This window comes from Pseudogulbenkiania ferrooxidans 2002 (genome assembly GCF_000174355.1).
In the GTDB taxonomy this organism is placed as follows: Bacteria; Pseudomonadota; Gammaproteobacteria; order Burkholderiales; family Chromobacteriaceae; genus Pseudogulbenkiania; species Pseudogulbenkiania ferrooxidans.
The window spans coordinates 115,234-138,807 of sequence record NZ_ACIS01000007.1 but is presented as its reverse complement, the minus strand read 5'-3'; the positions used below and the strand labels follow the sequence as shown (position 1 = coordinate 138,807).

Genomic DNA, 23,574 nt, shown 5'->3' with positions numbered 1-23,574 from the left:
ACCGAAACGCGCGCGCGCCGGGAACCAACCGTGCCGGAATCAATCTCTGGTTATTCGATGACTTTGGGGACGAGGAACAGGCCGTTCTCGACCTGCGGGGCGATGGCCTGGAAGGCAGCGCGGCGGTCCGATTCGGTCACCACGTCATCGCGCAGGCGCAGGCTCACGTCCTGCGGATGGGCCATCGGTTCGATGCCATCGGTATCGACGGCCTGCATCTGCTCGATCAGGCCGAAAATATTGTTGAGTTGCGCGCCCACCGCCACGATTTCTTCGTCGGTTACGGCGATGCGGGCCAGCTTGGCGATCCGCGCGACATCCTGATGCGTCAGCGACATGGTGTCCTCGTTAAAACCTTTAATAATTCAAGGCTGATAGGGTATCATAGACTGTTTGATTCACCCAAGATTCGACGCTTCGCCACACCGTTCCGCCGGGGGTCATTTGACGGTTTATGCCGTCCTTCCGGCGACCAGGGGAAGCCGCTAGACCACGACCATTAGCGCCATTGCGGGCTCGTCCCGACAACACGAACACTGAACCAGGACCACCCCATGTTTCGTTCCCTCACCGGATACTTCTCGAACGACCTCGCCATCGACCTCGGCACCGCCAACACCCTGATCTACATGCGCAGCAAGGGCATCGTGCTGGACGAACCGTCGGTGGTGGCGATTCACAGCGACTTCCCGACCAACAAGAAGTCGATCCTGGCCGTCGGTCTGGAAGCCAAGCGCATGCTGGGCCGCACCCCGGGCTCGATCCAGGCGATCCGCCCGATGAAGGACGGCGTGATCGCCGACTTCACCGTGACCGAGCAGATGCTCAAGCAGTTCATCAAGAAGGTGACGCCGAGCCGCTTCTTCTCCGCCAGCCCGCGCATCGTGATCTGCGTGCCGTGCGGTTCGACCCAGGTGGAACGCCGCGCCATCAAGGACTCGGCCCTGGCCGCCGGCGCGCGCCGCGTCGAGCTGATCGAGGAGCCGATGGCCGCCGCGATCGGTGCCGGCCTGCCGGTGGAAGAGCCGACCGGCTCGATGGTGGTGGACATCGGCGGCGGCACCACCGAAGTGGGCGTCATCTCGCTGGGTGGCGTGGTGTACTCCAACTCGGTGCGCGTCGGCGGCGACAAGTTCGACGAGGCCATCATCAATTACATCCGCCGCAACTACGGCATGCTGATCGGCGAGACCACCGCCGAAGAAATCAAGAAGACCATCGGCTCGGCCTTCCCGGGCGCCGAAGTGAAGGAAATGGAAGTCAAGGGCCGCAACCTGGCCGAGGGCATCCCGCGCGCCTTCACCGTGTCGTCCAACGAGATCCTCGAGGCGCTCACCGAGCCGTTGAACCAGATCGTCTCCGCGGTGAAGATCGCGCTGGAGCAGACCCCGCCGGAACTGGGCGCCGACATCGCCGACAAGGGCATGGTGCTGACCGGCGGCGGCGCGCTGCTGAAGGACATCGACCGCCTGCTGGCCGAGGAAACCGGTCTGCCAGTGATCGTCGCCGAAGAGCCGCTGACCTGCGTGGTGCGCGGCTCGGGCAAGGCGCTGGAAAAGATGGACAAGATCGGCACCATCTTCACCAACGTACCCTGAACCGGATTCGCGTCCGGCCTGAACCGGCCGGACGTCCTGCCAGATGGACTTTGCCAACAATCCCAGCTTCATCCGCCAGGGCCCGCACCCGGCGGTGCGTCTCGCGTTGTGCGTGCTGCTGTCGATCGCGCTGTTGATCGGCGACAGCCGCTACGGCCTGATGGAGCACGTGCGCGAAGCGCTCTCGGTGGCGCTGTACCCGGTACAGCGCGCGGTCAACGTGCCGTTTGCCGGCGCGCGCCACGTCATCGACTTCTTCACCGCGCAGGCGGAGCTGAAGGCCGAGAACGACGCGCTGAAGAGCCAGCGCCTGCAGATGTCGGCGCAGCTCGCACGGCTCGCCACCGTGGAGCGCGAATACCGCGAACTGCGCCAGCTCAACGAGCTCAAGTCGTCGCGCGCCGAGGGCGGCCAGCTGGCCGAGGTGCTCTATACCGGGCGCGACCCGTTTTCCTACAAGCTGATCATCGACAAGGGCGCGGACGCCCAAATCAGTCCGGGCCAGCCGGTGATCGACAGTCAGGGGCTGATCGGCCAGGTGACGCGGGTGCAGCCGCTGACCGCCGAGGTGACGCTGATCATCGACAAGAACCACATGGTGCCGGTGATGATCGAGCGCACCGGTGCGCGCGCCATCCTGTATGGCTACGGCGGCGGCGTCGAAGTGCGTTACCTGCCGAACCACGCCGACGTGCAGGAGAAGGACTTGCTGGTGACCTCGGGCATCGACGACCTGTACCCGGCCGGGCTGCCGGTGGCGCGCGTCGGCAAGATCGAGCGCAACACCGGCGCCGCCTTCGCCCGGCTGTCCACCAGCGTGGTGGCCGGGGTGCAGGAGAGTCGTTTCGTGCTGGTGCTGAACCCGAAGCAGCACGTGCCGGCCGCGCCACCGCCGCCACCTGACGCCGCCCCGCCCCGCCGCACGGAGTAACCATGCCGTTTGAGCGCCCCAAAGAACTGCTGAAGCCGGTCAAGCGCCGCTTCATCTTCCTGACCTTCGTCATCGCCGTGCTGGTCGAACTGATCCCGCTGCCGGCTGGCTCCACGCGCTGGCTGCCCGACCTGATCGGGCTGCTGCTGCTGTACTGGGTGATCAACCAGCCGCGCCGCGTCAATATCGGCAGCGCCTTCCTGCTGGGGCTGGTGGCGGATGCCGCCACCGCCGGGTTGTTCGGCCAACATGCGCTGGCCTATTCGATCACCAGCTACCTGGCCTTGCGCCAGCAGCGGCAGCTGGTGATGTTCAACCTCGGCCAGCAGGCGCTGGCCGTGCTCGCGCTGATGCTGGCCAACCAGGCCATCATGGTGGTGGCGCGCATGATCACCGGTGCCGCCTTCGTCGGCTGGAGCTATTTCCTGCCGCCGCTGGTCGGCGCGCTGCTGTGGCCGCTGCTGACCAAGCTGCTGTTGCTGCCGTACCGGCAGCATTCGGTCTAGTGGTAGCGCCCGGCATGTCCCGTCCCACCCGTTTCAAGAACACCCAGGCGGAAGAAGGCCAGTTCCAGCTGCGCCTGGTGGTGGCCTACGCCATCATGGTGCTGCTGTTCCTGCTCCTGGTCAGCCGCTTCGTCTGGCTGCAGGTGATGCAGCACGAGCATTTCTCCACGCTAGCCCAGAACAACCGCATCTCGCTGGTGCCGATCCTGCCCAACCGCGGCCTCATCGTCGACCGCAACGGCGTGATCCTGGCGCAGAACTACTCGGCCTATACGCTGGAACTCACCCCGAGCAAGATGGCCGACCTCGATGCCACCGTGGCCGAGCTCTCCAAGCTGGTCAACGTTACCCCGCGCGACCTCAAGCTGTTCAAGAAGCTGCGCGCGGAATCGCGCAACTTCGAGGCGATCCCGCTCAAGGCCAAGTTGAGCGAGGAGGAGGCCGCCCGCATGGCGGCGCACGCCTGGCGCTTCCCCGGGGTGGAGGTCAAGGCGCGGCTGTTCCGCGACTATCCGTTCAAGGAGCTGACCAGCCACGTGCTGGGCTATATCGGCCGCATCAACACCAAGGACGTGGAGCGGCTGGAAGAGGACGATCAGACCACCAACTACCGCGGCACCACCTATATCGGCAAGACCGGGCTGGAATACACCTACGAGACCCAGCTGCACGGCACCGTCGGCTTCGAGGAAATGGAAACCGACGCCGGCGGGCGTGCCATCCGCACCCTGCGCCGCACCCCGCCGATCAACGGCCAGAGCCTGCACCTGGCGCTCGACATCCGCCTGCAGGAGCTCGCCGACAAGCTGTTCGGCAAACGCCGCGGCGCGCTGGTGGCGATCGACCCGCGCGACGGCGGCGTGCTGGCCTTCCTGTCCAAGCCCGGCTTCGACCCTTCGCTGTTCATCGACGGCATCGACAGCCAGACCTGGAAGGAGCTGAACGAGGACTGGGAGAAGCCGCTGGTCAACCGCGCGCTGCGCGGCCTGTACCCGCCCGGCTCCACCTTCAAGCCGTTCATGGCGATGGCGGCGCTGGAGACCGGCGCCATCGGCCCCAACGACATCCGCCCAGCGCCGGGCTACTTCACCCTGCCCGGCAGCAGCCACCAGTTCCGCGACTCCAAACCCTCCGGCAACGGCATGGTCAACCTGGCCAAGGCGATCCAGGTATCGAGCGACACCTTCTTCTACAAGCTGGCGTGGGATATGGGCATCGACCGCATCCATCCGGTGGTGGCGCAGTTCGGACTGGGTAGCAAGACCGGCATCGACCTCGACGGCGAGGCCGCCGGGGTGCTGCCCTCCAAGGAATGGAAGGCCAAGCGCTTCGCCAAGTACCGCCCGGAGGTGGGGCGCTGGTACCCCGCCGACGTGGTCAGCATCGGCATCGGCCAGGGCTTCAACGCCTACACCCCGCTGCAAATGGCCAACGGCGTCGCCACCCTGGCCAACGACGGCGCGATGTTCAAGCCGCACCTGGTGCAGCAGGTGGTGGACGATCGGCACGCCAAGGCCACCCCGATCAATACCAACCCGGTGCGGCGCCTGGCGTTCAAGCCGGCCCATTTCGAGTACGTGAAGCGCGGCATGCAGGCCGTGCTGCAGCCCGGCGGCACCGCGGCGCGCATCGGCGTCAACCTGCCCTACACCATGGCCGGCAAGACCGGCACGGCGCAGGTGGTGCAGATCAAGCAGGGTGCCAAGTACAACGCCGGCGCGCTGGCCGAACGCTACCGCGACCACTCCTGGTTCGTCGCCTTCGCCCCGGTCGAGGCGCCCAAGATCGCGTTGGCGGTGATCGTCGAGAACGCCGGCTTCGGTGCTGCCGCGGCGGCCCCGATCGCGCGCGCCCTGACCGATTTTTACCTCACCGGCAAGGTGCCGGCCGACCTGTCCGGCCAGCTGCAGACGGTGAAGACGGAAACCCGCAGCGCGGCGGAGATTGCCCGGGCCCAAGCCGAGCGCGCCGCCGAAGAGCAGGAGGGCCACGATGCAAACCCCGCTCCTTAAACGCCTCTGGCAGTTCGTGCGCGAACCGCTGGACGGCTGGCTGATGCTGTTCCTCGGCCTGGTGTTCGTGCTCAGCATGCTGGTGCTGTACTCGGCCTCGAACCAGAGCTTCGACAAGATCGACAACAAGCTGGTCTACACCGTGCTGGGCCTGGTGGTGATGTGGGGCGCGGCGCGCATGCGTCCGCAGTCGATCATGAACTTCGCGCCGCCGCTCTACGCGCTCGGGGTGCTGCTGCTGCTGGCGGTGCATTTCAAGGGGGTGACGGTGAACGGCTCGACGCGCTGGCTGGAACTCGGCATCACCCGCATCCAGCCATCGGAGATCATGAAGATCGCGCTGCCGATGATGGTGGCGTGGTTCTTCCAGCGTTTCGAGCTGAGCCTGCGCTGGTGGCATTACCTGGCCGCCATGGTGCTGATCGTGATTCCCGGCGGACTGGTGCTCAAGCAGCCCGACCTAGGCACCGCCACGCTGATCATGGCGGCCGGCTTCTTCGTGCTGTACTTCGCCGGATTGTCGTGGAAGGTGCTGATCGGCGGCGCGGTGGCGTTTGCCGCCAGCCTCCCGGTGGTATGGAACCTGATGCACGACTACCAGAAGAAGCGCGTGCTGACGCTGATCGACCCGATGGAAGACCCGCTCGGCGCCGGCTACCACATCATCCAGTCGATGATCGCCATCGGCTCGGGCGGACCGTTCGGCAAGGGCTGGCTCAACGGCACCCAGACCCACCTCGACTACATCCCGGAGCGCACCACCGACTTCATCTTCGCGGTGTACTCGGAGGAGTTCGGCCTGATCGGCAACATCATCCTGGTGGTGCTTTACCTGCTGATCGTCAGCCGCGGCCTGATGATCACGGCGCGCGCCCAGACCCTGTACGGCCGCCTGATGGGCGGCACCATCACCATGTCGTTCTTCGTCTACGCCTTCGTCAACATGGGCATGGTGGCCGGCATCCTGCCGGTGGTCGGCGTCCCGCTGCCGCTGGTTTCCTACGGCGGCACCGCCACCCTGACGCTGATGCTGGGGCTCGGCATGCTGATGAGCATCGGCAACACGCGGCGCTAGACAGCGGGCAACGTGCTCTGGGGGGGGGGTTTTACAGGCCCCGGCGAAGCCGGGCCTCTCCCCTCAGGTATTTGTTCCCGCAGCCTGCCCATTCATTCCCCATCCTTCGCTGAGCGCATTCCTGCGTGCCAATCCATCGCTGAGCAAATCGAAGATTTGCACGCAGAGATTGGCCCAGCGATGGATTCGCACGCGGCCCGCCCTTGCCCAGCCAGGGAGCCTCGCTACGCTCGAGAGAATTTGCCAGCCATCTCCCCTCAGCCCCCCAGCGGCAGTAGTTGACCATCCACGCCGGCCAGCGCCGTGGCGAAGCCGTGACGACGGTAGTTGCCGCCAATGGCCGCCAGTCGCTCCGGCTGCTGTTGCAGCGCCTCCGGCAGCAGGATGCCGAAACGGTGTTCCAGCCCCAGACGGTTGAGGATGTCGCGGAACACCTTGCCGTGCTCGGCTTCCACCCCGGCCACCAGGGTCAGCGACACCGGCAGGTACAGCGTGTGCCATGGGCAATCCAGCCGCAGGTAATTGAGCAGGTGGATGACGCGCACGAAACGGTCCAGCACCAGCGGCGACTGGCTGGCCTGGCACAGGCCCAGCAAGCGCTCGATCTCGATGGTGTGCCCGGCCGGGCTCAGGCACTGCGTCATGGCCACGGCGCTGCCATCCTGCTGCGGCTGGAAGCGGCTTGCCAGGCGGTGCTTGATGAAGGTGCCGAAAAACTCGCCCTGTTCGGAGAGATGAATCGGGAAGCCGCTGAAATACAGGCTGTGCACCCGCTCGGTGAAAAAAGTCAGTAGTTTGCTCATGCCCGTCTTCCTCGTTGCCCCGTAGAGAGCTTGGACCAGTCCATCCCGCGCGCCCCGACCAACTCGGCATCCCGGTCACGGCCGACCCCGCCTTGCTCGCCTCCTCGCCATGCCCCCGCCGGTTCAAGGCGGGACGATCGAACAGGGTAGCCGCGCCCGTGATATTCCATCAAGTTAGAATTTTTCCATTGCTCATCACGGAATCGAATGAGGCGACCCTCCCGGCGCGGGAGGCAAAGCAAAGCGGCCTCCCCAGCGGGGAGGCCGCGTACGGCGGCGAGCGTCGAGCCCTCAGCCCAGCCAGCGCAGCGCGCCGTACAGCGCGAAGCTGACCACGATGGCGAGCAGCGTGCGCCGCGTCAGCAACGCCACCGCGCCGGCCACCAGCGTGCCGACCAGGTAGGGATTGGCCGGCGACAGGTCGAGCGTGCCCTGCGGCGCCAGCGCCATCGGCACCACCAGTGCGGTCAACACCGCCGCCGGCACATAGTGCAGCGCGCGGTTGAGCCAGGCCGGAAAGCTCAACCGTTGGCCGAACACCAGGAAACTGGCACGGATCAGCACCGTCAGCAGCGCCATGCCGGCAATCGTCAGCCAGATCGTCATGCTGCCGCCCTCCTTTCGGCCAACCTTTCACACGCCACCCCGGCCAGCACGCCGACCAGCGCCGCCAGCATCAGGTCGAGCTTGTAGGGCAGGCCGCGCGCCAGCAGCGCCACCGCGCCAGCCGCCGCTGCCGCCGCCAGCGCCGGGCGCTTTTTCAGCTGCGGCGCGACGATGGCGGTAAAGGTCGCCACCATGGCGAAGTCCAGCCCCCAGCCGGCCAGACCCGGCACCGCCTTGCCGAGCCACACCCCCACCACGCTCCACAGGAACCAGTTGAGGTACATCGCCAGCGAGGAGCCGAGCTGGTACCACTGCCCGCCCGCCGCCCCCTGCGAACGGAAGCGGTGTTCCACCACGGCAAAGGTCTCGTCGGTGAGCCAGAACGCCAGCGGCCAGCGCCAGCGGGCGCTCCAGTCGCGCGCGTAGGGCAGCAGCGTGGCGCTGTAGAGCGCGTGGCGCAGGTTGACGACGAAGGTGGTGAGCCAGATCACCGGCAGCGCCGCGCCGGCGCCGATCAGGCTGACCGCGACGAACTGCGAGGAGCCGGCGAAGACGAAGGCCGACATCGCCAGCGTGGCGCCGGCCGACAGCCCGGCACCGACCGCCAGCGTGCCGAAGATGACGCCGAACGGCGCGGCGCCGACCAGCATCGGCAGGCTGTCGCGGGCGCCGGCCAGGAGCAGAGCGAAAGGTTTCATCGGAGGGGGCCGCGAGAAAAGTGGGTGACGTGCCCAGTCTGGCTCAGGCGTCGTTGCCGGTCTTGAACGATCTTGCGCCGACGGCACGCTGGTAGGCTGCCGGGGTCACGCCCAGCGCATGGCGGAAAGCCCGCGTCAGATGCGCCTGGTCGGCGAAGCCCAACTCGGCGGCGGCATCGGACGGTCGCCAGCCGCGCCCCAGCAGCGTGCGCGCCCGCGCCACCCTGAGCTGGTTGCGCCACGCCACCGGCGGCAGGCCGAGGTGCTGCCGGAACAGACGATTCAGATGATAGGGCGACAGCTCGACGGCGTCCGCCAGCTGCTGCAGCGACAGGTTGTCCGCCAGGCGGTCGGCCAGCAGCGCCCGTACCCGCTCCACCGCGACCGGGTGCGATGCCAAGGGCTGGCTGGCAACGCTCATGTGCCGCCGCAGCACCGTCGAGAACACCGCGTACAGCGCCGACTCGCGCTGCAGCCGGTCCTGGCTCGCGCTCAGCAGCAGATGCAGCTGATTGAGCCGCTCTGCCAGATCGGCGTCGTGCAGCACGGTGGCCCGGAAATACGGCACCGCATCGGCACGGCCGCTGATTTCCTGCGCCAGCCGGCGCATGAAGGCCGCCGACGGATAGAAACCGCGATAGGCCCAACCATTCTCCTCGCCCGCCTCGCCGGTGTGCACCTCGCCCGGATTGATCACGATCAGCTGACCGCGCCCGGCCTGATGCGCGCTGCCGTGGTAGTGATAGCGCTGGGAGCCCTGGATCAGGGTGTTGACCACGTATTCCTCGTGGAAATGCGGTGCAAACACATGCTCGACGTAGCGCGCGTCCAGGCACTCCAGCGGCGCGATGTCGTCGGCGCGGAAAAAACGGGCGTACTCGGCGGCGGAATGACTCATGGCGGGGGCGTCGGGAACGATACGTCGATTATGACGGCAAGCGCGCCAACGCGACAGGCCGAAACCGCGACGGGCGGCGACAAAAAACCCCGCCGGCGGACGGGGTGGTCGTGATGCCCGGCGCGCCGGCTCAGGAACCGGCGAGGAAGGTGCGCACCCCCGAGCCGATGAACTGCACGCCGACGCAGATCAGCAAGAAGCCCATCAGCCGCGTCATCACCTCGCGCCCGGAACGGCCCAGCTTCTCCGCGATCAGCGTCGAGGAGCGCAACACCAGCCAGGTGCCGAGGCAGGTCAGGACGATGGCCAGCACCGTCATCGCCATCGCCAGCGCCTTGGCCGGCACGCCGTGCAATTCGGCGATCTCGGTGGCGATGCCGATCACCACGGCGATGGTCCCCGGCCCACTGATGCCGGGCATGGCCAGCGGGAAGAAAGCGTAATCCTCCTTGCCGTCCGAGGTCTTGGGCGCCATGCCCGGGTCCTGCGACAGGAACAGCATGCGGTACCCTAGCACCGCCACCACCAGACCGCCGGCGATACGCAGGGCGCCGTAGGAAATGCCGAACAGCGCCAGGATCAGGTTGCCGGCCAGTAGCGACACCAGCATGATGCCGGCGGCGAACAGGCAGGCGCGCCGCGCCTGATGCGCCCGCCCCTCGTCGCTCATGTCGCGCGTCAGCGTGATGAACAACGGAATCTTCGACAGCGGGTTGGTGATGGTGATCAGACTGATCAGGCCGCCAAACAGAAACTGCAGATACAGGTCTTTCAGCATGGAAAACAGCCGGGAATATCGGGGGTCGCCATTCTACCCGCTTGCGGTCGGCTTGCCAGCGCAACGTGGCACGCCACTGCGGCAATCTGTCGCAGCCACGCCCGGTCGGCGCTATGCTACGGTTCGTTTTTCGAGACCGCACCCATACCCGTCATGAAACACCTCCGCATCCTGACCGCCCTCCTTCTCGGCCTGCTCGCCCTGCCGGCACTGGCCCACCACTACGTGCTCGGCACACTGCATATCGGCCACCCGTGGAGCCGCGCCATGCCGGCCATGATGAGCAGCGGTGCGGTCTACCTGAAGCTCGACAACCAGGGCAAGACCGCCGACCGCCTGCTCGCGGTCAGCACCCCGCGCGCCGCCAGTGCCGAATTGCACCAGAACCTCAACGATCACGGCGTCATGCGCATGCGCGCGCTGCCCGAAGGGATAGAACTGCCCCCCGGCCGTGGCATCGCGCTGGCCCCGGGCGGGACGCACATCATGCTGATGGGGCTCACCGCGCCGCTCAAGGCCGGCGAACGCTTCCCTCTGACGCTACGCTTCGCCCGCGCCGGCACGATCGCGGTCGAGGTCAAGATCGAAGAAGGCATGATGCCCACCCCCTGAACAGCATCCCACCGCGTCGCGACGCCCGCACGGCGTCCGACGCCCCGGCCGTGTCCCGACATGGCCCCCTCCTCCCCCCATCGCCCGCTGCCCGCCCGCCACCTTCGTTCGCCCCTCCCGGGTCGCCCTGCTACAGTCAACGTGTCAAAAAAATGACATTGCGCTGGCCATGAAGCCAAATCGGGTAAAAACCGCTTTTACTGTTAAATAAAAGCGTCTTATTATTCACATGTGCTTACACATCAAGAGTGGATATTCATGCTGCGACGCCTGCTGATGCGACTAGCACACGCTTTAGGCAACCCGACCCTACTCATGACGTTGCTCATGGTACTGGGGCTGGTCGGCACCTGGCGCCTGCTGGACAGCACCATCGCGCAAAGCGATCGGGGCTATCTCCAGCTGACCGGCGAACTGCTCGAGCGCAACCTGCTTAAACAACGCAACACGCTGGGCCACAACCTGACCGAATACAACGCCTGGGACGACATGTACCACGCGGTCAGCGGCCCCTCTCTCAATATCGCCTGGCTGCGCACCAACCTCACCGGATCGATCTACCGCACCCTCGATATCCAGCTCGGCGTCATCACCGATGCCCAGGGCAAGCCGCTGTACGCCGTGCGCAACGGCGCCATCGAGGAAACGCCGAACCTGGCGCTGCCGTTCAGCGCCCGGCAATGGCAGCACCTGGTACAGATGGCCGCCCGCTTCGAGCCACTCGGCAACGAAGGTTACCCCACCACCTTTTTCCGCGACACCGCCCCCAACCCGCTCACCCACCAGACTGAACCGCGTCTGCTGATGCTGGCGCTGCAGCGCATCGTGCCGGAAACCACGGAACCGGACGCCGCCCTCCCGGCACGCTACCTGCTGTTCGCCAAGGACATCGGCCCCGCGCAGCTGGAAGACATCGCCGGCGATCTGCGCCTGGAGCAATTGCAGGTCGACTTCTCCGCCGCCGCCAAGCGCCCCGGGGCGCTCGCGGTACCAGGTACGGAAGGGCAAACACTGGCTTACCTCACCTGGCAGCAGGAGCTGCCCGGCAACCGTCTGCAAACGGCACTGCTGCCACGCGCGCTGCTGTTGCTGGTGGTGCTGATCGCCATCGCGCTGCTGCTGCTGCGGGTATCGCGCCAGCTGACACTGCGCCACCAGCGCACCACCGCGCGCCTGATCAGCCAGGGGCAAGTGCTGCGCGAACTGGTTGCCGAACGCGAGAACAAGAGCGACCCGCTCGACGTCTACCTGAAGTTGCTGTGCCAGAAACTGGCCGCCACCCTGGACGTCTCCCGCGTCAGCGTCTGGCGCTACCAGCCCGATCACCAGGAGCTGGAGTGTCTGATCGGCATCGACCGCGACGCCGATCACCACTTCGCCGGCGCCTTGCTGCACTTCGCCGCCCACCCCGACTATTTCTCCGCGCTGCACCGGGAGCGCTACCTCAGTGCCAGCCACGCCACCAGCGACCCGCGCCTGGCCAGCATGCGCGACTACCTGCTGGAACACACCGTCTGCTCGATGCTGGACGCGGCCGTTACGCTGGCCGGCACCCACTACGGGGTGATCTGCGTGGAAGACCGCAACAAGCGCGAGGCCTGGCACCCCGACGAGATCAACTTCGTCTGCTCCAGCGCCGACGTGGTGGCGCTGATGATGGAATCGGGCGCACGGCTGCAGGCCGAGGGCGAACTGCATCGCCACGCCTACTACGACCGCTTCACCGGCTTGCCCAACCGGGCCCGGCTCTTGATGCAGCTCGACGAACTGGCGCAGAGCCGCAGCGAGAGCCCGGTGTTCGGCTGCCTGATCCTGGCGCTGGACGCCCTGCCCAACCTCAACGAGCTGTACGGCCACGACACCGGCGACCAGGTCATCCTGCTGCTGTGCGAGCGCCTGGCGCGCCTGGCCGAGCCGGGCGAGCTGGTGGCACGGGTGGCGGAAAACCGCTTCTGCCTGATCCTGCTGGGCAAGGACGAAAGCAGCATCAACCGCCGCGTCACCGCCATCAACGAAACGCTCAACCTGCCGCTCGACGTCAACGCCCAGCTGATCGGCGTGCGCGTCAGTGCCGGACTGGCGCTGTCGCCGCAGGACAGCAAGGAACCGTTGCGCCTGCTGGAACACGCCGAGCTGGCGATGCAAATCTCGCGCAGTTCGATCCAGGGTGGCTGGGTGCGCTTCCACGAAGACATGAGCACCGACTGGCACCGCCGCCACCTGCTAATCAACGAACTGCGCCAGGCCATCGGCACGCACCAGCTGTTCCTCTGCTACCAGCCCTACCACGACCTGAAAACCCGCCGCACGCGCGGCGCCGAGGCGCTGCTGCGCTGGCACCACCCCGAGCACGGCTTCATCTCCCCCGGCGAGTTCATCCCGCTGGCCGAAGACAGCGGCGTGATCGTGCCGCTCGGCGAGTGGGCGCTGCGCGAAGCCTGTCAGCAGACCGCCAAGTGGCGGCAGGGTGGGCAGCCGGAGTTCACCATCTCGGTCAACGTCTCGCTGCTGCAACTGGAAGACCCGCACTTCGCCGACCTGGTCGCGGGCATCCTGGCCACCGCCCACCTCCCCCCCTCGGCGCTGGAGCTGGAAGTCACCGAAACCCTGGCGCTGCGCCAGTCGGGCAGCATCGAAGACAATATCCGCCGCCTCAAGGCGCTGGGGGTGAGCCTAGCGATCGACGACTTCGGCACCGGCTACGCCTCGTTCAGCTACCTGCGCCGCTTCCCCGCGGAAAAGATCAAGATCGACAAGCAGTTCCTCGACCAGGTACCGGACAACCACCAGGACGCCGCCATCGTGCGCATGATCGTGGCAATGGGGCATTCGCTCGGCGCCATGGTCACCGGCGAAGGCATCGAGAACGAACGGCAACTGGCTTTCCTCGCCGAGATCGGCTGCGACTACGCGCAAGGCTTCCACCTGAGCAAGCCGCTGGAGCAGCACGCCATGAGCCGTTACCTGTCGCACAACGCGGTAGTAGTGTCGAACGGCCAGCAAACGCCGACAACGTTGTAGTTATGTGACACATTGCAGTGCAACAAAAAATGTCGAAAGGCCATTTCGCTTTACCGATGCCCCATTAATGGGCACACTCGCCGAGGGAATCAAAACCGCCGGTCCCCGCATATACCGCAGCGTCAAGTTTGCACCCGACAGAAGTCTAAGATGGAGGAGCGGGCCCCAAGGGCCCGTCATACAATAAAGCGACTCGCGGGACCGGCGGCTTCCCCTCCTTGAAGACAGCACTTTCCGCTATGCTGTACGGCGTATTCCATCACCCCGATACGCCCACCATGACGACCCCGGATCGACTCCCCCGCCTTGCCATCCAGTACTGTACCGGCTGCCGCTGGCTGCTGCGCGCCGCGTGGATGGCTCAGGAACTGCTGACCACCTTCGAGAAGGAACTGGCCGAAGTGGCGCTCCAGCCGGGCTCGGGCGGCGTGTTCCGCATCACCCTCGACGGCGAGCAACTGTGGGACCGCAAGGCCGACGGCGGCTTTCCCGACATCAAGGAACTGAAGCAGCGGGTACGCGACCGTGTCGCCCCGGACAAATCGCTCGGCCACAGCGACGCCGTACCGACCCCGCCGCTCTGAAAGCGAGGTTGGCCGCAGCATGGCCCTGCCGCAACGCAAGATCATCCACGTCGACTGCGACTGCTTCTTCGCCGCAGTGGAGATGCGCGACCAGCCCGCCTGGCGCGACATCCCGCTGGCAGTGGGGGGACAGCCCGACAGCCGCGGCGTGATCGCCACCTGCAATTACCTGGCGCGGCGCTACGGCGTGCGCTCGGCGATGTCGTCGGCGCGCGCGCTGCATCTGTGCCCACGGCTGTTGATCATCCCCCCCGACTTCGCACGCTACAAGACGGCCAGCCAGCAGATCCTGGCGATCTATCAGGATTTCACCGAACTGATCGAACCGTTGTCGCTGGACGAGGCCTACCTCGACGTCAGCGGCCGGCCGCACTGCCAGGGCAGCGCCTCGCTGATGGCCGAAGCGATCCGCAGTCGCATCCGTGACGAGATCGGCATCACCGCCTCGGCCGGCATCGCTCCCAACAAATTCCTGGCCAAGGTGGCCAGCGACTGGAACAAGCCTGACGGCCAGTTCGTGATCCGGCCCGAGGACGTCGACGCCTTCGTCCGCGCCCTGCCGGTGGGGAAGATTCCCGGTGTCGGTGCCGTCACCGCGTCACGCCTGCACGCGCTCGGGGTGCGGCATTGCGAAGACGTGCGCGGCTGGGAACTGGCGGAACTGGTGCGTCACTTCGGCCGCTTCGGCGAGCGCCTGCACGCCCTGGCACGCGGCATCGACCCCCGCCCGGTCAGCATCGAGCGTTTGCGCAAATCGATCAGCGTGGAGGAAACCTACGCGGTGGACCTGCCCGACCTCGATGCCTGCCTGGCCAAATTGCCGGAACTGCTGGAGCGCTTGGCGCACCGCCTGGAGCGTGCTGGCCAGCCCGCGTTCCGCGGCCTGAGCGTCAAGCTCAAGTTTGCCGACTTCAGCCAGACCACGGTGGAACAGGCGGGCCAGCAACTGAGTCGCGACACGCTGGCGGCATTGCTGCAGGTCGGCCACGCCCGCGGGGCGCAGCCGGTCAGATTGCTGGGGGTGGGCGTGCGGCTCGCCGCGGACGAAACCGAACCGCGCCAGCTGGCGCTGTTTCACGGCGACGAGCAGACCGGCTGAGCAGGCCAGGGTTGGCCGAAACCGGACCCCAAGGGCCGAGCCGCCCGGACACGGCGGCCCAGCGGGAAGGAGGAGGGTATGGGCTCAGCCGGCCTGCCGCGCGTCCTGGAACGCGGCGACGGCGACGTCACGCTCCTGCCAGGTGCGTGCCACGCTCGGGCGCTGCGCCAGCGCCTTCAGGTAGGCCGCCAGCTCCGGCACCGCCTGCACCGGATCGCGCTGGAGCGTGCGGCGACACGCCTGCGACACCGACGGCAGCAGCGCGGCGGCGCTGATGTCGGCATGACTGAACTCGGCCCCGCTGAGCCACGGGGTCAGCCGCGCGCGACGCATCACGGCGGCAATGCCGGACTCGATGGCGCCACCGGCGAGCTCGCGCTCGGCCTCGCCCAGTGCGGAGCCGAACAGCACATGGTCGAACAAGGGCTTGGCCGGCGTCAGCACGTAATGCTCCAGCAACAGCGCCAGCTCGCGCGCGTGAGCCCGGCCATTGGGCGTCGGCGGCAACAGCGCGGCGGTCGGGTAGGCGTCTTCCAGCCACTCCAGGATGGCGCCGGATTCGGCCAGGGCGTGGCCGTTGATATCGACGTAGGGAATCTTGCCCATCGGGCTCAACGCCAGCACCTCGGGGGCCTGCGTCGGCGCGGCGGGCTGCTCGCGAAAGTTCACCCCTTTTTCGATCAGGGCGATCTTTACCTTGTTGTAATATGGAGAGAGGGCGACACCGTAGAGCGTGATCATCGGATTCTCCTGTCGTCGGGCGGGCGCGTGGAAGCGGCAGTGATGCCCATGGCCGCGACCGCGGCCATGCAGAAGTCATTATGAAGCCATTTGCCCAGGCGGGCGAGCCGAGTGCGCCACCCTACCGACCTCAGCGGGCGGCCGCCATCGCCACCGACTTCTGCTGCACCAGCTTCTGGATCAGCGGCAAGGCCTGCAACGCTACCTTTTCGCCCTCCAGGATCGCCTGGTGGCGATCTTCGAACGAGGTCGAACCCATGTTTTGCACCTGTGGCCGGATCACCACGTCGGCCTGCTTCAGCTCCTGCGCCAGCGCGGTGACGTTCATGATGTTGATGCTCTGGTCGAAGATCGACAGGAAGCCGGTGGCCGAACCGGCGCGTGGCCGGGCGGAAATGTCCACCGCGATGACAAAGTCGGCCCCCATCTCGCGCGCCGCGCTGACCGGCACCGGGCTGACCAGACCGCCGTCGACGTAGCGCTTGCCGGCGATCAGGGCCGGCAGGAACACGTTGGGAATACTGGCCGAGGCGCGCACCGCCTGGCCGGTGTTGCCCTGACGGAACACCACGCGCTGGCCGCTGTCGAGCTCGGTGGCCACCGCGCCGAACGGCTTGCCCAGTTTTTCCAGCGGCCGATTGCCCACGGCCTGGTTGACGAAGGCGGCCAGCTTGTCGCCCTTGATGAAACCGCTGGTGGACAGGGTGAAATCAGTCAGATTGCTCTCGTCCAGCTTGATCGCCATGCTCTGCAGCTGCAGGCCGTTGTAACCGGCGGCGTACAGGCTGCCCACCACGCTCCCGGCACTGGTGCCGGTGACGATGTCGGGCACGATGCCGTGCGATTCGAGCACCTTGATCACACCGATATGGGCAAAGCCCTTGGCTGCGCCACCGCCGAGTGCCAGGGCGATTTTCGGCCTGGGCAGCGGCTTGGCCGGCACGGCGACCTCGGGCTTGGCCGGTCCCATCACGGAGCAGGCGCTCAGAGAGACCAGCGCCAGCAGTGGCACGAGCCGGAACAGGGTTCGACGTGCAATCATCCTTTACCTCATATCCAAAACAAACGGGCGGCCACGCCGCCCGACAAACACAGAGACCGCCCTATTTGACGCCCGGACGCGCGCCGGGTTTCATGAACTCGATCACCTGGCGGCCATCCGGCAGCTGATTGGCCTTTTTCTTCGGCTCACCCTTCCAGGCGTGGCCGTATACCACTTCGTAGGTAGCCGGCAAGGCGCCGTCCTGGCGACGCAGTTCGTACGCCGCCTCGACCTTCTGCCAGCTGTGCTTGCCCATCAGGCCGCGCCCGCGCCCGGCGGTGGCGTTGTGTGCGCCGATGGCCTTCAGGTCCTGCATCACGTCGCGTACCCGCGGGTAGGTCAGCACGATCTTGTCCATGTCCATCACCGGCTCGGCAAAACCGCTCTTGAGCAGTGCATCACCCAGATCGTGCATGTCGATGAACTGGTTGACGTGGGTGGCGCCGTCCACGCCGGCGAAGGACTGGCGCAGCTCGAACAGCGTGTCCGGCCCCAGCGTCGAGAACATCAGCATGCCTTCCGGCTTGAGCACGCGCTGGAATTCGGCGAACACGCCGTCCGGAATGTTGACCCACTGGATCGCCAGGTTGGACCAGATCATGTCGACGCTGGCGTCGGCCAGCGGCAGGCATTCGACGTCGGCGCACAACTGCCACGGTTGGGCACGCTTGAACAGCTTACCCAGCAGGCCGCCGCCCGCCTGTTGCTTCTCGCGCGAGGCTTGCAGCATGGTGGTGGCGAGATCGAGTTCGATCACGCGCGCCTCGGGATAGCGGCGACGCAGCTCGGCCGCACCGTAGCCGGTGCCGCTGCCGGCGTCGAGGATCACCTTGGGACTGAACTTGATGTAGTCGAGGCGGGCCGCCATGCGGTCCGACACCTCGCGCTGCAGCACCGCGGCCGAGTCGTAACTCGGCGCGGCGCGCTCGAAGGCGGCGCGCACGCGGGACTTGTCGGTATAAAACGCTTCACTCATGCGTGTTGGTCCAGGTGGGCGGCAAGCCGCGCCACGAACTCTTCCTCGTGCGACAGGAAGGGGGCGTGCGAGGCCTGCGGGAATTCGTAAAGGGTGGCATCGGCCAGCGTCTCGGCCAACCAGCGCCCGGCACCGATCGGGGTGATGGCATCCTTGGCGCCGAAGAACAGCCCGACCGGGCAGTGGATGCGCGGCGCCAGCGCGCGCGCGTCGGCCATCAGCAGCAGTTCCAGCGCCGGCAGCAGGCCCTGCGGCCGACCGTGCGCGAACAGTTCCTCGCGCAGCGCCTTGAGCGTGTCGCGGGCGCCCGGCGCGCCCAGCATCTGCAGCGCCAGAAAACGCTCCAGAGTCAGCTCGAAGGCGCTGTCGAGGCTGGCGCCGACGCCCTCGATGGCTTTCTTCTCCTGGGCGTGCGGCCAGCCATCCTGCTTGACGAAACGCGGGCTGCTGGCGATCAGCGCCAGGCTCTTCACCTGCTCGGGGTGGCGCGCCGCCCAGTGCTGGGCCAGCAGCCCGCCGAGCGACCAGCCGACCACGTGCACCGGCCAGGGGAGCTGCGCCGCCAACAGGTCGGCGATGTCGTCGGCGTCGAAGGGATGACGGCTGGCGGAGGCGCCGTGCCCGGGAAGGTCGACCAGGTGCAGGCAATAGCGCCCGTCCAGGCGCTCGGCGACGCGGCTGAACACGCCGCCGTGCAGGCCCCAGCCGTGCAGCATGACGACGTCCGGGCCGCGTCCGAGCGATTCGATATACAGACTCATGCGAAGCCAGATGAGGGAAAACGCTATTTTCGCAAGAGTGCGATGCGAAAGAAACCACCCACCCCGGCCGATTCGTCATGCTCGATGTGCAAAGTGGTCTGATTGACGATGACGCCGAGCTGACGGTTGATGTCGGTGGCGATGATCCGGGTCAGCTGGTTGGCCGCCACGCGCCACCAGACGGGTCGCTGGCGGTCGGCCAGGAACTTGTCGAACACCACGGCGCGCCCACCGGGCTTGAGCACGCGCTCGACCTCGCGCAGGCAGGCCACCGGGTCGGGAATCACCGCCAGGATCAGGTGCAGGATCACGGCGTCGAAGCAGGCGTCGGGGAACGCCAGCCGCTGGCCATCCATCACGCTCGCCTCCACCTCGAGCCCGAGCCGGGCGGCCCGTCGGCGCAGCCGCGCCAGCATGCCGTCGGAGACGTCGATGGCGGTCAGCTGGCGGCAACCCTGGAGGTAGTCGAGGTCGAGCCCGGTGCCGGCCCCGAGCAGCAGGATGCGCTCGTCCGGGTTGGGTGCCAACAGCGCAATGGCGCGGCGCCGGCGCGGCGCAAAGAACGCGGCGACAACGCCGTCGTAGACCGGGGCGTACAGGTTGTAGCGCCAGCGGTTGTAACGGGTGGCAAACCCGGAGCCGCCCTCCGGCCGGGGGGCGCGTTCCTGCTCACCGCTCATGGCTGGCTCGACATCCCGAGGCGCAGCGTCCCGCCCCGGCCATCTGCACGGCGGATCGAGGAACGGTTGCACGCTCACGGCGGATCATCATCCGGACTCAGGCAACCTGGCGGAAGCTGCTGGCGAAGCCGGCCAGGCGGTCCCAGTCGATGCGCGCGGCAGGTGCCGGGGTGGCGAAGTAGAACCCCTGCAGCTTGCTGCAGCCCATGTCGCGCAGCGTGCGCAGCTGCATGCCGGTTTCCACCCCCTCGGCCACCACGTCCAGGTCGAGCGCTTCGGCCAACGCCAGGATGGCGCGTACGATGGCGGCCGACTCCTGTTTCTGGTCGAGGTCGGCGACGAAGGACTGGTCGATCTTGAGCACGTCGAAATGGTAGCGATGCAGATAGGACAGCGCCGAATAGCCTGTGCCGAAATCGTCCAGAGCCAGCCGTACGCCCATGTCGTGCAGCCCCTGGATCACCTCGGCCGCCACGTCCGGTACGTCGATCAGCGCGCTTTCCGTCACTTCCAGATGCAGCATGCCGGCCGGCAACGCGTAACGCCGGATCAGCGCCTGCATCCAGTTCAAGAGTTCAGGGTCGTGGAAGTTGGCCGAAGACAGGTTGATGTGCAGCGACACCTCGTCGGTCAGCCGCCCTTCGTCCATCCACTGGCGCAACTGGCGCGCCGCGGCCTCGATCATGTAGCGGTCGACGCGCATGATCAGGCCGCTCTCCTCGGCCATGGGCAGGAAGATGGCCGGGGAAATCAGGCCGCGCGTCGGGTGCTGCCAGCGCACCAGGGCCTCGAAGCCCTGCAGCGCACCGCTGCGGGCGTCGATGAAGGGCTGGAAGAACGGCGTGAGCTGGTCGTCCACCTCCAGCGCGCGGCGCAGCTCCGACTCCAGCGCCAGCTGGTCGGCCTGGTTGAGGCGCAGCTCGTGGTTGAACAGGGTGTAGCCGTGGCGCCCCTGCTGCTTGGTGCGGTACATGGCGTGGTCGGCGTCGCGCAGCACGTCTTCCGAGCGCTGATAGTAGGACTTGTCGGCGATCACCACGCCGACGCTGGCGGTGGTGAACACCTCCCGCCCCATCAGCACCACCGGGCGATCGAACTCGCCCACGATCATGCGCGCGGTCTGCTCACAGCCGGGCGCCTCGATGCCGAACAGCAGCGCGGCGAACTCGTCGCCCCCCAGCCGCGCCACGAAATCGCTGTGGCGCAGGCAGCTGCGGATGCGCGCGCCGGCCTCGAACAGCAGGTGGTCGCCGGCGAGGTGGCCCAGCGTATCGTTGACCAGCTTGAAGCGGTCGAGGTCGATGAACAGCACCGCGAAGCGCTCGCCGCTGCCGTTGACGTAGGCATCCCAGCTGCGGCGCAGCGCGCGCGCGAAGTAGGTGCGGTTGGGCAGCTTGGTGAGCGGGTCGTGCAGGCTGTCGAACTCGAGCTGGGCATTGGCGGCGTCGAGCTCGCTGGTGCGCTCGCGCACCCGCTCTTCCAGCTCCAGGTAGGCCGCCTGCAGCGCTTCCATGGCATGGATGCGCGCCAGCGCGGCACCAATGTTGTTGGCGACGAACTCCAGCAGCTCCTGCTCGCGGAAACCATACTGGACCTGTTCGTCGTAGCTCTGCACCGCCAGCACGCCGAGCAGTTCGTGGCCGTGGTAGAGCGGCACCCCCAGCCAGCTGCGCGGCAGCGTGGCGTCATCGCCGCTGGCGCGCGAGGAGTTCACCTGCAGCGCCTGGCCGCTGTACAGCACCTGCTCGATGTAGCCCTTGCCGGGCTTGCGCGCCTTGTGCGACGGGCAGCGCTCATCCTGGTAGTAGGGGAAGGAAATCAGGTCGTGATCTTTGTCGTACAGCGCCACAAGGCAATTGCGCGCCGGCAGCAACTCTCCCAGCAGGCGGTGCACGCCGCCCAGGAAGGCCTCCAGCGACAGGCTGGTATTGGACAGCTCGGCGATCAGGAACAGCACGCCCTGACGCTTCTCGGCCAGCTGGCGTTCGGCGACTTCGTTGCGCAGCCGGGTGTTGGCCCCTTCCAGCTCGCAGGTGCGCAACCACACCTGCTGCTCCAGCTGGTTGCGTACCATCACGCGCGCCAGCACGTGGCCGATATGCAGCGCGACGAACTGGAACAGCGACTGCTCGGTCGGGCTGTAGCTGTGCCCCGCCTGGTAGCTTTGCAGCGCCGCCGCGCCGATCGGCTGGCCGGCGATATTGTTCAGCGGCACCCCCATCCAGCTCTCCGGCACCGGCCCGTGAATCTGGAGATCACCATTCTGCTGCAGGGTTTCCAGCATGCGCCGCGACAGCACCAGCGGTTTGCCGCCGGCCATCAGGTAAGCGGTGAGCGACGGCGGCTGGCCGCCCATCGGGAAGCGCTGCTCCGGCTGCGGCCACTCGCTGGCCGGCTCGCGCAGATCGGCATAGAGCGGAAAACTGAGCGCGTTGGCCTGTTCGTCCAACAGCGCAATATAGAAGTTGCGGGCATCCAGCAGGCGCCCGAGAAGACGGTGCAGGCCCGGCAGGAAAGCCTCCAGACTGGCGCATTCGCTGGCCAGCCGGCTCATCTCGAGCATGGTCTCGTGGGTGATGCGGGAGATGGCCTGATCCGAGTGCAAGCGCGCGGCCAGCAAGTGGCCGGTGAGCAGCAGCGCCACGGGAGACCAGTTGTCCGGGCGCGGACCGCGCCAGATCAGCCAGCCCAACAGCTCGCCGCCGCTCTTCAGCGGCTCGGCCCCGCCATCGGGCCCAGGCAGCCGTCCCCGCTGCAGCTCATCGGGGGACACCAACCCGTCGACGGCACCGCGCCAAGCCAGGCATTGCCACACCGTGCCGACCTTGGCCCAGACCGCCACCTGCAGCGGGCGCTGGTGCACGCCTAACAGGGCCAGGGCCGCCTCGGCGGCGGCCTGCGGCGCATAGAGATAGTCTACCGTGCTATTCATGTCATTATCGTAGTAGGTATCGGCCGGGATATCCGGCAAAACACGGCAGGCGCCCCCTAAAACCTCATGACATGGCGACGATGGCCTCAGCCAGACGTTGCACCTGTCCGGCCTCGTGTGCGGCCGACAGCGAAATCCGCAATCGGGCGCTCCCTTCCGGCACGGTGGGCGGGCGGATCGCCGGCACCCACAGACCCGCCTCGCGCAAGCGGGCGGATAATGTCATGACCTGCTCGTTGCCGCCTATCATAAGCGGCTGGATCGGACTGCGGGAAGCGTGTAATGGATATTTAACGTCAGAAAGGGTATGCCGTAGCATTTCTATATGCTGTACGAGTCGCTCGCGTCGCCACGGCTCGCCGGCAATCAGCCCCAGACTGGCCCGTACCGCCTCGGCCAAGGCCGGCGGCTGGGCGGTGGTGAAGATATAGGTACGCGCCTTGTTGACCAGCCAGTCGATCAGCTCGGCCGAGCCGGCAACGAAGGCGCCCGCGACGCCTGCGGCCTTGCCCAGCGTGGCCATGTAGATCACCCGCTCGCCGGCGATGCCCTGCTCCGCCATGCTGCCGCGGCCGTCGCCGAACACACCGAAGCCGTGCGCATCGTCCAGATACAGCCAGGCGTCGTAGCGCTCGGCCAACGCCAGCAGCTCGGCGAGCGGCGCCTCGTCGCCGTCCATGCTGTACACCGCGTCGACCGCGATCAGCCGGCTCTTGGCCGGCGTGCTCTTGAGCAGGCTTTCCAGATGGTCGAGATCGTTGTGGCGGAAGCGTTTGAAGGCGGCGCGGGACAACAGGCAGGCATCGTTCAGCGAGGCGTGGTTGAGCCGGTCGGCGAACACCGCGTCGTCGCGCCCCATGAGGCTGGTGATCACCGCCAGGTTGGCGGCGTAACCGGAGCCGAACAGCAACGCGGCCGCGGTGCCGACAAAGGCGGCGAGTTCGTCCTCGGCCTGCTGGTGCACGCCGAAATGCCCGGCCACCAGGTGCGAGGCGCCGCCGCCCAGCCCCCAGCGCGCGAGACCCTCACGGGTCGCCTCGATCAGCGCCGGGTGGTTGGCCAGCCCCAGGTAGTCGTTGCTGGCGAACGCCAGGTAATCGCGCCCGCCGACATGGATCAGCGGCCCCTGCGGGCTCTCCAGCGTGAGCCGGGTCCGCCGGCTGTGACTGGCGTCCAGTTCCGCCAGGGCGGCGGACAGTTGCTGTGGCTGCATGGCAACTC

The 23,574-nt window shown here is 66.9% G+C and carries 22 protein-coding genes; 9 read left to right on the top strand and 13 right to left on the bottom strand.

Annotated elements, in window-relative coordinates; translation table 11 throughout:
- Window positions 1-50: 50 nt before the first annotated feature.
- On the bottom strand, window positions 51-338 hold the full coding sequence (gene gatC, locus FURADRAFT_RS13330; protein ID WP_008954691.1) for an Asp-tRNA(Asn)/Glu-tRNA(Gln) amidotransferase subunit GatC: 288 nt from the start codon (window positions 336-338) through the stop codon (window positions 51-53).
- A gap of 216 nt (window positions 339-554) precedes the next feature.
- Here gatC and FURADRAFT_RS13325 point away from each other — a divergent pair, with 216 nt between their 5' ends.
- The 5 genes from FURADRAFT_RS13325 to rodA are packed head-to-tail and all read left to right on the top strand — an operon-like array spanning window position 555 to window position 6,122.
- A complete protein-coding gene (locus FURADRAFT_RS13325) occupies window positions 555-1,598 on the top strand; it encodes a rod shape-determining protein (protein ID WP_008954690.1) in 1,044 nt (347 codons plus the stop codon).
- Window positions 1,599-1,641: 43 nt separating this feature from the next.
- Window positions 1,642-2,529: a rod shape-determining protein MreC gene (gene mreC / locus FURADRAFT_RS13320; protein ID WP_008954689.1), complete on the top strand. Its 888-nt coding sequence runs from the start codon at window positions 1,642-1,644 to the stop codon at window positions 2,527-2,529.
- 2 nt (window positions 2,530-2,531) lie between these two features.
- A complete protein-coding gene (mreD, locus tag FURADRAFT_RS13315) occupies window positions 2,532-3,035 on the top strand; it encodes a rod shape-determining protein MreD (protein WP_008954688.1) in 504 nt (167 codons plus the stop codon).
- A 14-nt stretch (window positions 3,036-3,049) separates the two neighbouring features.
- Entirely contained in the window at window positions 3,050-5,047 is a 1,998-nt protein-coding gene (mrdA, locus tag FURADRAFT_RS13310; RefSeq protein WP_008954687.1) for a penicillin-binding protein 2, read from the top strand.
- Window positions 5,028-6,122, top strand: a complete 1,095-nt coding sequence (gene rodA / locus FURADRAFT_RS13305) for a rod shape-determining protein RodA (RefSeq protein ID WP_008954686.1) — start codon at window positions 5,028-5,030, stop codon at window positions 6,120-6,122. The genes mrdA and rodA overlap by 20 nt, the downstream gene beginning before the upstream one ends.
- Window positions 6,123-6,379: 257 nt before the next feature.
- Here rodA and FURADRAFT_RS20345 read toward each other — a convergent pair whose 3' ends face one another.
- The 5 genes from FURADRAFT_RS20345 to FURADRAFT_RS13280 form a co-directional block, all read right to left on the bottom strand.
- Window positions 6,380-6,925, bottom strand: a complete 546-nt coding sequence (locus FURADRAFT_RS20345; RefSeq protein ID WP_008954685.1) for a hypothetical protein — start codon at window positions 6,923-6,925, stop codon at window positions 6,380-6,382.
- A 291-nt stretch (window positions 6,926-7,216) separates the two neighbouring features.
- Window positions 7,217-7,531 carry an AzlD domain-containing protein gene (locus FURADRAFT_RS13295; RefSeq protein ID WP_008954684.1) on the bottom strand — a complete coding sequence of 105 codons (315 nt, stop codon included), beginning with the start codon at window positions 7,529-7,531 and terminating at the stop codon, window positions 7,217-7,219.
- Window positions 7,528-8,229, bottom strand: coding sequence for an AzlC family ABC transporter permease (locus tag FURADRAFT_RS13290; RefSeq protein WP_008954683.1), 702 nt, complete (start codon window positions 8,227-8,229; stop codon window positions 7,528-7,530). Before FURADRAFT_RS13290 ends, FURADRAFT_RS13295 begins: the two co-directional genes overlap by 4 nt.
- A 43-nt stretch (window positions 8,230-8,272) precedes the next feature.
- The gene (locus FURADRAFT_RS13285) at window positions 8,273-9,127 is read right to left on the bottom strand and encodes an AraC family transcriptional regulator (protein ID WP_008954682.1); all 855 of its coding nucleotides are present in this window, start codon (window positions 9,125-9,127) and stop codon (window positions 8,273-8,275) included.
- Between the two features lie 130 nt (window positions 9,128-9,257).
- Window positions 9,258-9,905, bottom strand: a complete 648-nt coding sequence (locus FURADRAFT_RS13280; protein WP_008954681.1) for a MarC family NAAT transporter — start codon at window positions 9,903-9,905, stop codon at window positions 9,258-9,260.
- A gap of 153 nt (window positions 9,906-10,058) precedes the next feature.
- Between FURADRAFT_RS13280 and FURADRAFT_RS13275 the strand changes: the two genes are divergently transcribed.
- The 4 genes from FURADRAFT_RS13275 (at window position 10,059) to dinB (ending at window position 15,221) form a co-directional block, all read left to right on the top strand.
- The gene (locus tag FURADRAFT_RS13275; protein ID WP_008954680.1) at window positions 10,059-10,517 is read left to right on the top strand and encodes a copper chaperone PCu(A)C; all 459 of its coding nucleotides are present in this window, start codon (window positions 10,059-10,061) and stop codon (window positions 10,515-10,517) included.
- A 315-nt stretch (window positions 10,518-10,832) separates the two neighbouring features.
- Window positions 10,833-13,538: a bifunctional diguanylate cyclase/phosphodiesterase gene (locus FURADRAFT_RS13270; RefSeq protein ID WP_236261588.1), complete on the top strand. Its 2,706-nt coding sequence runs from the start codon at window positions 10,833-10,835 to the stop codon at window positions 13,536-13,538.
- Window positions 13,539-13,777: 239 nt separating this feature from the next.
- The gene (locus FURADRAFT_RS13265; protein WP_008954678.1) at window positions 13,778-14,122 is read left to right on the top strand and encodes a SelT/SelW/SelH family protein; all 345 of its coding nucleotides are present in this window, start codon (window positions 13,778-13,780) and stop codon (window positions 14,120-14,122) included.
- Between the two features lie 19 nt (window positions 14,123-14,141).
- Window positions 14,142-15,221 carry a DNA polymerase IV gene (gene dinB / locus FURADRAFT_RS13260; RefSeq protein WP_008954677.1) on the top strand — a complete coding sequence of 360 codons (1,080 nt, stop codon included), beginning with the start codon at window positions 14,142-14,144 and terminating at the stop codon, window positions 15,219-15,221.
- An 84-nt stretch (window positions 15,222-15,305) separates the two neighbouring features.
- On the opposite strand, the gene FURADRAFT_RS13255 is transcribed toward dinB, so the two are convergent.
- From FURADRAFT_RS13255 to bioF, 7 genes are all read right to left on the bottom strand, one after another.
- On the bottom strand, window positions 15,306-15,962 hold the full coding sequence (locus FURADRAFT_RS13255) for a glutathione S-transferase family protein (RefSeq protein WP_008954676.1): 657 nt from the start codon (window positions 15,960-15,962) through the stop codon (window positions 15,306-15,308).
- 130 nt (window positions 15,963-16,092) lie between these two features.
- Window positions 16,093-17,004 carry a patatin-like phospholipase family protein gene (locus FURADRAFT_RS13250; RefSeq protein ID WP_008954675.1) on the bottom strand — a complete coding sequence of 304 codons (912 nt, stop codon included), beginning with the start codon at window positions 17,002-17,004 and terminating at the stop codon, window positions 16,093-16,095.
- Window positions 17,005-17,065: 61 nt separating this feature from the next.
- Window positions 17,066-17,980 (bottom strand): malonyl-ACP O-methyltransferase BioC, encoded by a 915-nt coding sequence (bioC, locus tag FURADRAFT_RS13245; protein ID WP_008954674.1) that lies wholly within the window; start codon window positions 17,978-17,980, stop codon window positions 17,066-17,068.
- Complete coding sequence (gene bioH, locus FURADRAFT_RS13240; protein ID WP_008954673.1) at window positions 17,977-18,741, bottom strand: pimeloyl-ACP methyl ester esterase BioH; 765 nt, start codon at window positions 18,739-18,741, stop codon at window positions 17,977-17,979. The genes bioC and bioH overlap by 4 nt, the downstream gene beginning before the upstream one ends.
- Before the next feature lie 23 nt (window positions 18,742-18,764).
- Window positions 18,765-19,421: a class I SAM-dependent methyltransferase gene (locus FURADRAFT_RS13235; protein WP_008954672.1), complete on the bottom strand. Its 657-nt coding sequence runs from the start codon at window positions 19,419-19,421 to the stop codon at window positions 18,765-18,767.
- A 97-nt stretch (window positions 19,422-19,518) separates the two neighbouring features.
- Complete coding sequence (locus FURADRAFT_RS13230; protein WP_236261587.1) at window positions 19,519-22,353, bottom strand: EAL domain-containing protein; 2,835 nt, start codon at window positions 22,351-22,353, stop codon at window positions 19,519-19,521.
- A 64-nt stretch (window positions 22,354-22,417) separates the two neighbouring features.
- Complete coding sequence (gene bioF, locus FURADRAFT_RS13225; protein WP_008954670.1) at window positions 22,418-23,566, bottom strand: 8-amino-7-oxononanoate synthase; 1,149 nt, start codon at window positions 23,564-23,566, stop codon at window positions 22,418-22,420.
- Between the last annotated feature and the right edge of the window lie 8 nt (window positions 23,567-23,574).